Annotated in this window: 6 protein-coding genes; 3 read left to right on the top strand and 3 right to left on the bottom strand. The window is 48.7% G+C overall.

The window, feature by feature from the left end; translation table 11 throughout:
* Positions 1 to 300: 300 nt before the first annotated feature.
* Positions 301 to 2,736: a membrane-bound PQQ-dependent dehydrogenase, glucose/quinate/shikimate family gene (locus Abor_RS11215; protein WP_048841984.1), complete on the bottom strand. Its 2,436-nt coding sequence runs from the start codon at positions 2,734 to 2,736 to the stop codon at positions 301 to 303.
* A gap of 818 nt (positions 2,737 to 3,554) precedes the next feature.
* Here Abor_RS11215 and Abor_RS11210 point away from each other — a divergent pair.
* The 3 genes from Abor_RS11210 (at position 3,555) to Abor_RS11200 (ending at position 7,781) form a co-directional block, all read left to right on the top strand.
* Complete coding sequence (locus Abor_RS11210; RefSeq protein ID WP_048841983.1) at positions 3,555 to 5,231, top strand: alpha-keto acid decarboxylase family protein; 1,677 nt, start codon at positions 3,555 to 3,557, stop codon at positions 5,229 to 5,231.
* A 310-nt stretch (positions 5,232 to 5,541) separates the two neighbouring features.
* Positions 5,542 to 7,257, top strand: a complete 1,716-nt coding sequence (locus tag Abor_RS11205; RefSeq protein ID WP_371861272.1) for a carbohydrate porin — start codon at positions 5,542 to 5,544, stop codon at positions 7,255 to 7,257.
* A 95-nt stretch (positions 7,258 to 7,352) separates the two neighbouring features.
* Positions 7,353 to 7,781: an RcnB family protein gene (locus Abor_RS11200; protein ID WP_048841985.1), complete on the top strand. Its 429-nt coding sequence runs from the start codon at positions 7,353 to 7,355 to the stop codon at positions 7,779 to 7,781.
* Positions 7,782 to 8,120: 339 nt separating this feature from the next.
* Here Abor_RS11200 and Abor_RS11195 read toward each other — a convergent pair whose 3' ends face one another.
* Positions 8,121 to 9,110 (bottom strand): GNAT family N-acetyltransferase, encoded by a 990-nt coding sequence (locus tag Abor_RS11195; RefSeq protein ID WP_048841982.1) that lies wholly within the window; start codon positions 9,108 to 9,110, stop codon positions 8,121 to 8,123.
* A gap of 469 nt (positions 9,111 to 9,579) precedes the next feature.
* Complete coding sequence (cydB, locus tag Abor_RS11190; protein ID WP_048841981.1) at positions 9,580 to 10,599, bottom strand: cytochrome d ubiquinol oxidase subunit II; 1,020 nt, start codon at positions 10,597 to 10,599, stop codon at positions 9,580 to 9,582.
* Positions 10,600 to 10,688: the final 89 nt, after the last annotated feature.

The raw sequence follows: 10,688 nt of genomic DNA, 5'->3' as shown, positions 1-10,688 counted from the left end.
CTCAAACCCGCCAAGACCACTCCGTCTCGGTGAAGCGGTTTCTAAGTCATCAGACACACACTGTCAACACACTCTCTCAAACAATCCTAAAACCCCAGAAAACCAACACTGAATCGGGTTTAGGGTGCCTCAACCCCCTCCAAACACGAGAAAAAATAGAAAAAAGAAACATTAACATATGGTTATTTTAGAGGTTTTTGCCCTCTCCCCCGTGGCTAAGCGCGCCTAGCCCAGAAAATAAGGCCAAAAAAAATCCCCACCGAAGTGGGGATTTCTTTCTTTAGCCCTCAAGCAAACTGCTTACTGAGCAGCGCCTTCTGGCAGAGCGTAGGCAATAATGTAGTCACCTACATCTGGGGAGTGGCTCATGCCACCCGCAGAGATAACCACGTACTCTTTGCCCGTTTTAGGAGAGCGGTAGATAAGTGGAGCAGCAACCGCGCCAACTGGCAGACGTTCGCGCCACACTTCCTTACCTGTGGCAGATTCAAGAGCGCGCAGGTAGTAGTCTTGCGTGCCTGCAAAAAACAGCAGACCAGATGCCGTAGAAGTAGGCCCACCCAGTGTTGGCATACCCATTGGCACTGGCAGATGGGTTTTAATGCCCATTGGCCCCAGATCCTGTGTGGTGCCCATTGGTACCTGCCACAGCAGTTTTTTGGTCTTGAGGTCGATAGCAGACATGGTGCCGAAAGGCGGTGTGTTGCACGGCACTTCAAGCGGAGATTGCAGAATGTCGATACGGACACCAGCATAAGGGCCAGCAACCTGTGGGCGAATGGTGCCCATAAAGCCCGGCACTTCGTCGGTAGAGACCTTGTAGTGTTTAGCCTCTTCCTTGTTCACCAGTGTCATACGCAATGGCATGCGCATGTCGTTGACGAACATGACGCCCTTGGACTCATCAATAGAGATGCCACCCCAGTTCATGCCACCCAGCAGGCTGGGCCATTCAATGTAGGGTTTTTCACCTGGTGGGGTGAAGGGGCCTTCATAGACAGAGTCTTTGAACATGATACGGCAGTAGAGCTGGTCAAACGTACTGACCCCCCACATGGAGCTTTCTGTCAGCGGGTCTGCACCAATAATAGGCATACCAACAGAGAAGGGCTGCGTCGGTGAAAGGTGCTCGCCTTGGGCTGCCGGAGATGTTGGAACGCTACGTTCCTGCACTTCAGTAACGGGCTGGCCAGTACGACGGTCTACCACAAAGATATGACCGGTTTTGGTGGTTTGGATCAGGGCAGGAACTTTTTCACCCTGAGCGTTGGTTACGTCATACAGCACAGGCTGTGAGGGTAGGTCATAGTCCCACACATCGTGGTGCACAGTCTGGAAGACCCATTTGGTTTTGCCTGTAGAGGCATCTACCGCAACAATCGCGGCACCAAATTTTTCTTTAACTGCGTTACGGTCACCGCCCCAGTAGTCTGGCGGGCCATTGCCTGTTGGCAGGTAAACGAGGTTCAGCTCTTTATCGTAGGTAGGAATTGTCCAGACGTTGGGGGTTTCCAACGTGTAGTCCTGCCCTTCGGCCGGAGCCTGTGTGTCGTCAGGGCGACCAACATCCCATGCCCAGACAAGGTTACCGTTGCGCACATCATACGCACGTACAACACCAGATGGCTCGCCGTGCACAATGTCACGCACCCAGCCACCAATAACCGCCACATGGCCCATAACAACAGGGATAGAGGTAGGGTGATAGCGCTTGCCTTTTTCGGTGGGGCCCATCTGTTTCTTCAGATCGACAACGCCATTTTCGCCGAAGGCAGGGCACAGAGCGCCGGTGTGTGCATCAAGCGCAATAAAGCGGGCATCAACCGTAGAAACCAGAATGCGCTGGCGGCATAGCGGGTCTGGGGTTGCTGCTTTTTCTTCAGCGCTCAGGCTCGCGTCTTTATCGGCATCGTAATAGCCAACGCCACGGCAGGTGACGTGCTCAGCCGTGTGGGCTTTGGCGTCAAACTTCCAAAGAGGGCGGCCTGTATCGGCATCCAGAGCTGTAATCAGGTCTTCTGGGGTGCAGGAATACAGGGTGGTACCAATTTGCAAGGGTGTATTTTCATCTACCCCAGCGCCCGGCCCCTTTGTGCGGCGGCCAGTGTGGTAAACCCACGCCACTTTAAGCTTGCTAACGTTAGCCGGTGTAATTTGGGTGTAGGGTGCAAAGCGTGTGCCCGCAGCGTTACGACCAAAAAATTCCCAATCTTCAGGCGCATCAATTTTAGCGTTCTGCGCCACTTGGTCTGGAGCCGCAGCAGGCTGTGGGTTGCCAAGCTGACCATGGGGGTAGAAGGCTTCAACCAATGTAACCAGCAATGCGCCAACAACACCCAAACCAGCAAAAACACTTGTTTTTTTAACTGGCTTGGCAACAGCTGGCAGCGTTGCCGCAGCCCACAGGCCCAATGCAAACAGAATTGCAGGCACAACCAAACGGGGCAGCAAAGCCCAATACCCAATTTCTGGGGTATCGTAAAAAGCCCACACAAGAGTGGCAACAAAAACAGCCACATTAACCGGCAAAGACAAACGGTGTTTAACCACAAACAGCGCAGCTAAAACACAATATGCCAAACCAGCTAACAGGTAATATGCTGACCCACCAAGCAGAAGCAGCTTGCCCCCACCGTAAACCAGCACAGCACCGACCGCGAAACTGATGATCGCGAACAAGATACGATAGGCATTGCCCAAGGTAGCTTGGCCCCCCGCGGGTTGACCCTCACCCATGCTTTTAACTCCAGTATTCTACAAAACTGCGCGGCAACCGTAGTGACGGATACCGCCCAGCATTAAAATATGTTCCATAAAACGCCTGTTTCCGCCCGACAAAGAGAGTCGCAACAACCAGCCAACACACATTATGAGATGACCAACCCTGCATAGGGGCCTGACGCAGAGCAGGCCTTTCAGGCTAGGGCCAATTTTTGCACTGTCTCCCGGCGGAATGGAATGTCTCGTGTGTCTAATTCATTGATATATGTCAAGAAAGAGGCACTAAAAGAGCAGCAATATGCTTTAACTTTACAAAACGTGCTTTTACACCACCAACACTTGAAACATAGAAATGATCTAAAATAACAAATTGATTGTTTTTATAAGTTATCCAAAAAATTGTTTTTGTATTATTTTATATAAATTGAATTTATCCGTATTTTTATTTTTTAAAAAATATCAATTATTCTGCCTTCACTAAAGAAACCACTACAAATTTATTTTAATTTTAATTTTAAAAAACTGCCCCACTGGAAATCTTTTCTTTAAACACAGCCAACCATCACGCTACCGTGATGATAGCGCATTGCTGTATTCTGTTTTTGCAAAGCAAATTGTTCTTATTTTAGGTCATACACCAAAATAAATTAACACATTGATAATAAACGTTTTTATTTGATACCCCTCTTAAATTTCCTTCAAAACCTGCCTTTTGTCATATAAAAAAAATATACAAATTGCATGGTTCATATATTGGACATTTGAACGGCATAAGAGCCTTTAGAAAAGCGTAAAAGCTCTGCTCCGTTAAGCAAAGTGAGGAGACATTTAAAATGACTTACACTGTTGGCATGTATTTGGCTGATCGTCTTGCCCAGATTGGCCTGAAACACCATTTTGCCGTGGCAGGTGACTATAATCTGGTTCTGCTCGACCAGCTCCTGCTTAATAAAGATATGCAGCAAATTTACTGCTGTAACGAGCTGAACTGTGGCTTCAGCGCAGAAGGTTATGCCCGTGCACACGGTGCCGCCGCTGCGGTTGTTACATTTAGCGTTGGCGCCATTTCCGCCATGAACGCCATTGGCGGCGCTTATGCAGAAAACCTGCCCGTTATTCTTATTTCTGGCTCACCTAATAGCAACGACTATGGCTCTGGCCATATTCTGCACCATACTATTGGCACGACAGACTACGGCTACCAGCTTGAAATGGTGCGCCACGTAACCTGTGCAGCAGAAAGCATTACAGACGCAGCTTCTGCCCCCGCCAAGATCGACCATGTTATTCGGTCTGCGCTGCGCGAAAGCAAACCTGTTTATCTGGAAATTGCCTGCAACGTGTCCGCTCAGGAATGCGTGCGCCCCGGCCCTGTGTCCAGCCTGCTCTCTCACCCCTCTACCGATACGGTGAGCCTGAACGCAGCTGTTGATGCCGCTGTCGCTTTCTTGGAAAAAGCAGAACGCACCGCCATGCTGGTTGGTAGCAAACTGCGTGCTGCACATGCCCTGAAAGAAACAGAAGCCCTTGCCGACAAGCTAGGTTGTGGCGTTGCCATTATGGCTGCCGCCAAAAGCTTCTTCCCTGAAGACCATGCAGGTTTCCGTGGCCTGTACTGGGGTGAAGTTTCTGCCCCCGGCGTGCAGGATCTGATTGAAAAAGCAGATGCCGTTATTTGTGTGGCACCTGTCTTTAACGACTATTCTACCGTTGGTTGGACAGCATGGCCCAAAGGCGACAAAGTGCTGCTGGCAGAAACAAACCGCGTAACGGTTGCTGGCCAAACTTTTGAAGGCTTTACCCTGCCAGAATTCCTGACAGCGCTGGCCCAAAAAGCCCCTGCTCGCCCACTGAGCGCAAAAGAAACGACCTACGTTAAGCCAGAAATTGCACCTGCGCAGGCCGATGCAAAACTGACAAACGACGAAATGGCACGTCAGATTAACGCCATGCTGACCTCTGACACCACACTGGTTGCTGAAACGGGTGACTCATGGTTCAACGCCATGCGTATGCACCTGCCACGCGGTGCCCGTGTTGAGTCCGAAATGCAGTGGGGCCATATTGGTTGGTCTGTTCCCTCTTCCTTCGGTAACGCAATGGGGTCTCAAGACCGCCAGCACGTTGTGATGGTTGGTGACGGCTCCTTCCAGCTAACCGCGCAGGAAGTTGCACAAATGGTGCGCTACGAACTGCCGGTCATCATCTTCTTGGTCAACAACCGTGGTTACGTCATTGAAATTGCCATTCATGACGGCCCATACAACTACATCAAAAACTGGGATTATGCCGGTCTGATGGAAGTATTCAATGCAGGTGAAGGCCATGGTCTGGGCCTGCATGCCAAAACCTCGGCTGAACTGGAAGATGCCATTAAGCAGGCACAAGCCAACCGCCGCGGCCCAACCATTATCGAATGCCATATTGACCGGTCTGACTGCACAGACACACTGGTTAAGTGGGGCAAGCGTGTCGCATCTGCTAATGCACGCAAACCTCAGGCTGTCTAATATTTAATTTTCTCTTTTTATATCTAAATTTTTAAAAATAATGACCGGCTATCGCACTATGCGGTAGCCGGTTTTTTTATAAAGTTCCCATGTAACATTTTTGTGTACCACAATAGTCCTGTTTTTTTCGGTGCTTTTGTAAAATATATGTTAAAAAAACTAGCATTTTTTATTGAACTAAGGATTCCACGCTAGCACGCTTTTTTTCGGTTTCTGCCAACTTGGTGCTGGAAACCTCTTCCCTAAAATTTGCGCCTTCGCCCCTGAAATTTATGGCCTGCATTAGAGTTTTTTATTTAGAAAAATACTTTTGCAAAACTATGTTTTCAGGACTCCCTATCGCTCTGGCCTTGTGCCACGTCTCTCTCATGGTCAGACTATGCCGCGTAGCATACCCTTTCGTTTTGCAATTTTTGCCATAACCGGTCTGTGTACAGTTTCTCACTTTGGGCACGCTTACGCACAAACAGCCACCGCCCCCACGCGGGCGCAAGGCCCGGTATATATCGATGTCTCTCAACCACAGTCTGACACGCGCCTGTTATTGCCCGATGCACGCGCACTGCAACGCCCAAAAGACTCACCTCTGCCATTAAGCGGTGTGCCCCTTGGCCCCATGCCGGGGCAGGCTACAATGGATACCCCGTCTTCAGACCCTTATGAAAGCACAAAGACTTTTCATAAAATTGAACTGGATTCCTTGAGCCAGAGAGAAGGCCCGTCTTGGTTGCTGCCCTCTGAAATAGATGCTCAACGCCGCACAGATATGGAAGACCCATACTACGTGCCAACCACAGGTGCGACCCACCTTGTGCCTGCCATTATGCCTTTCCGCCAGCGGTTACAGCAAAAAGGCTTTGTGTTCTCTTTTACTTATAAAGGAGAAGCCATGGCCAATATTAACGGCGGCATACGGCGCGGCATGGACTATGTGCACGAGCTAACCCTGCAAATGAACTTTGACCTTGGCCGTATGAATAGCAACCTGAATGGTTGGTCTGTGCATACCTTGGTGATGAACCGTGCCGGGCGAGAAGTTTCACACGACCGCGTGGGTGATTATTACGTAAACCTGATGGAAGTATATGGTCTTTCTGGCCATGTTGTTGCCCATTTAGTAGATTTTTACGCCGAGAAAAAATTCCTGCAAAACCGTATGGATGTGACATTTGGCCGTATGTCCCTAACCCATGTTTTTGCAACATCGCCACTTATTTGTTCGTTTATGGTCACCTGCTCGGCCCCTGTAGCGCTTAAAGTTGACCCCGGTTTTGCCGTGTATCCAAAAGCAACATGGGGTAGCCGCGTACGCTTTCGGCCAACACGCGATACTCTTATGCAAGTGGGTGCCTACCAAGTTAGCCCGCTTGCCGGCAACCCAAGTGGGTGGTCTTGGGGAAGTGAAGATTCGACAGGTCTTATGCTGCCAATAGAATTTACATGGCAGCCTTTTTTAACCCGCAACCGCCTGCCCGGCCACTACATGTTTGGCTATGCTCACGACACCTCCCGCTATCCCGATGTGTTAGGCGCAAAACCAGCAAACCTCGTGGTCAATGCCAACAGGTTACACAGTGCACCTATGGATATGTTCTGGTTTGAAGGCGACCAGATGATCTACCGCCGGGGCGGTCGTAACCAAATGGCGGGTGGCTACCTGATGGCTGGGTATATTCATAACACCCCCCATGTCTCTTCTATTTCCGACGAAGCCTATGGCGGCCTATCTTTCAACAGTATTTTGCCCAACCGCATAAACGACCGGCTCGGTATTCTTTACTCTTGGTACCATGTGAGCCACCGTAAAGAGCTTGGGCAAATGATGGCACGGGATGCTGGGCTGTCTTTAGGTGCACAAGTGCTGGCCCCCCAAACAGACTCTCATGTTATTGAAGCCTATTATGCCATAGATGCTTTTCCCGGCATTGTTGTGCAGCCCGAATTTCAATACATGATCCGCCCCGGAGAGACCTCTCATATTCCAGATGCAGCGCTTGTTGGGTTAAAGGTAATCTCTAACCTGTAATAAAATTCTCCTTTATAAGGCTGCTCAAAAGGCAGCCATAATTCCGCCACCAGTTTGATTTTTGATAACGCGGCATGTTGAAGGAGACAGTCATTATGGCCTTTACGCCTTATAAATTTGGTGCTGCGTTACTGGCTCTTGTCATAACCGCCGCCCCACTTGCCGCCAATGCTGAACCCGGCGGCCCCCACAATGGCTGGAACCGAGATGCAGGCCCCGGCCCCGGTGGCCATATGGATAACAGAGGCGGTCATGGTGGCCCTGGCGGCCGAGGGTTTGACCGCCCACCGCCGCCACCGCCACGCCATTTTGGCCGTGGTGGCCCCGACCGCTCATGGCACAGAGGCGACCGCTACGATGGTGGCGGGTACTACGTTGATAATTGGCGCGGCTATAACGGCCTTTATGCCCCCCCTAACGGGTATAGATGGATTAATTACGGCGGCACCTTCTTGCTAACGGCTATTGCTACAGGTGTTATCTCTAACATTATTGCTAACCAAGCTTATGGTGGCGGGTATTAACCCCGCCATTATAACTGGTACACACACTACAGACCTGTTATAGGCGGCCCCCACAAGGCCGCCTTTTTTGATATCCTCTCCCTAGGTTTTGCTACCCACTTTAGGGCTAAGCAATTGACGGAGGACACTCAATGAGATGGTTCAGATCTCAGTCTGATCTGCCACCTTTTAGGCCATAAATGGTCTAAGTGGCATCAGCAGACCTCATGGGAAAAACAGCAGCCTTTTACCTTTAGGCAATGCACACGGCATGGTTGTTTAGCGACTGAGCGAAAAGAAAAACATAAAAATAAGATTCAAAAATAATATGCTACCTAACAAGAAATAACCTAATTATTTTCAAATACTTTTCTTTTTAGAGCAATATTGAAGAGCGCTGCTTTTAATTTTAAGCAGCGTTGCATTGGCTGCTCGCTCCCACTTATAAAGCACGGAAGAATGCATAACCTGCGGCCTAGCAATGGGGCTTTGCCCAAAACTTGCTATCATTTTAGCAGAACGCACAGACGCAAAACTATCAAAGTCAAATGTCAGGCCTTTCTTGTTTGCATACTCAATACTTTTCCAGATTAACAACATATTAGCCCCCGGAATAGGCATGGTGCGGTCTCGCGCTGACTGCCAGAAGTAGCAGTTCTTATCGTCCCAAACCAATACAATAGACGCAACCTGCTTACCTGCCTCGTCCCATGCGTTCATGACACAGCCTTGCTCACGCTGTTTACAAGCCTCAAAGATTTTTTCCATACGTGAAAAATCGTGGCTATTGTTTGCTGCAGGCTGGTCTACCAAAGACATGCGAATATAATTTGAGAGATTTGTATCTTGCTCAACAGTAAGCTTTTGGTCAGCGGTACGAATAAGGTTCCGCGTCTTTTGATCGCAGTTCGTCCAGACATCTTTAGGAGAGACGCTGACGGGAATACGAAACGTAAAAGCCTGCTCAATTGTGAAACCGCACAAAGAAAACGCAAAAGGGGTTTCGTCTTCAGGGTCGAGGCTTAATTTTAGGCTGTCATATGCTGGAAGTTTCAGCACCAAATCAGCAATCGTATTCCGAATATTCTGTGCTCGCCTAAATGGTTTAGACGGGGGCAAAAACAAACGGGGGCCTAAGGTACGGGTATAAGGTGGACGCGTAATACGACTCAGGCCAAAGCGTTTTTTTGTAAAAAGAGGGAGGTCGGCAACAACACGCCCATCTTTTGTCACCTCTATAATATCGTATCGGCCGTCGGTTGCAGCGTTTAGCCACCACCTCTCATGAAAGATAGAGTGTAACGGAGCAGGTACGTTCTGCACGGCAAAAGAAGGTGTTTTTAATAACATATGTCTGTTTATTAATTTTATGTTTATATTTCAGAGCAAAACCAAAGGATAATGTTATTACATAACACAGAGCCAAAAAAAGCTTTATTTACCATGGAATACCACTCCGATCTTTTAAATAAATTGAGTTAAAGCGTTGCTTCTTTAAAAATAAACCTGACAAAAATTATATTAAAAAAAATTTTACTACCTTATTGCAATAAAAAAATCACTCAAAAGAAATATCTACATTTTAAGAAATAAGAGTTTTCTTAGGAAATTTTCTCAAAACAACAATCAAAAAACATCACTTCTCCTTAAAAATGCAAATAATAATGCTTATTAACTTTAACATTATTTAGGAATCAACCAATGCAGAAGCGATGCTCCTGCAAAAAAAATGATCGTACTGCATGACCAAATAGCAATAAACCACCCCATTCTGGCCAGTTTACTCTTTGGGGCACCCTCTCCGGTGCCCCTTACAAATTTAATGATAGCCATCTGTTTCGGTCACTTTGCCACGGAACACATGATAGGAGTAAATTGTGTACGCTAAAATAATTGGTAGCAAAATGGCCGTACCAACAAGCTGAAACAACTGGCTTGATGGTGGAGAAGACACCGCCCACACTGTCAGGCTTGGTGGCACCGCATAAGGCCATAGGCTAATACCAAAGCCCGATAAGCACAGCATAAACCACCCCAAGGCGCAGAGAAATGGCCCTTTTGTATGCCCTTGCTGCAAGCCTTTACGCATAAACCAGCCAAGTACCAGCACCAAAACAGGTACAGGGGCAACAAACACAAAATTGGGCCATGACAGCCAACGCCTTAAATAAGGCGCTTGTAAAAATGGCGTCCAGACGCTGACAATAACAATGAAACAAAACAACCCAATGGCTAACTGCCAAGCCCATTTGCGGCATGAGGCTTCAAGCGGGCCAGTTGTACGCCACACTAACCATGTTGCGCCGAGCAAAGCATAACCACACATAACTGCCAGCCCACAAACAAGGCTAAACGGGTTAAGCCAATCAAAGGCACTACCAGCAAACACACCGTCAACCACTTTAACGCCCTGCACAACGCCCCCTAAAATAGCGCCTTGGCAAAAGGCTGCCACAGCAGAGCCCACCATAAAGCCAGCCGTCCAGCGTTTCTCACGCACGGTACCGCGGGTCATAACCCGAAATTCAAACGCTACACCTCTAAAAATAAGAGCCAGCAGCATAAGCACGATAGGTAGGTAAAACGCAGGCAGGAGTGTGGCATAAGCACCGGGAAAGACACCGTATAAAACAGCGCCACCCAGCACCATCCATGTTTCATTGCCGTCCCACACGGGGGCAATGGTATGCACCATCACATCGCGTTTAGTAGCATCACGCTCAAGCGCAAACAACATGCCAATACCAAGGTCAAAGCCGTCAAGCACAACATAAATGCTAATGGCCGCAATAAGAATAACAGCCCAGACAACCGGTAGCCAATAAGCAAGATCGGTCATGGCTTAGGCTCCTTTGCCTGTAGGTGGGTCAATAAGGTCTGGGTGCATACGGCCTGCCAGAATTTCTGCCGCATGCTCTGGGGGGGGGG

Origin of the sequence: Acetobacter orientalis, from assembly GCF_000963965.1 — a bacterium.
Taxonomy (GTDB): Bacteria; Pseudomonadota; Alphaproteobacteria; order Acetobacterales; family Acetobacteraceae; genus Acetobacter; species Acetobacter orientalis.
The sequence above is the reverse complement of the archived record's forward strand: the minus strand, read 5'-3'. Positions and strand labels throughout refer to the sequence as shown.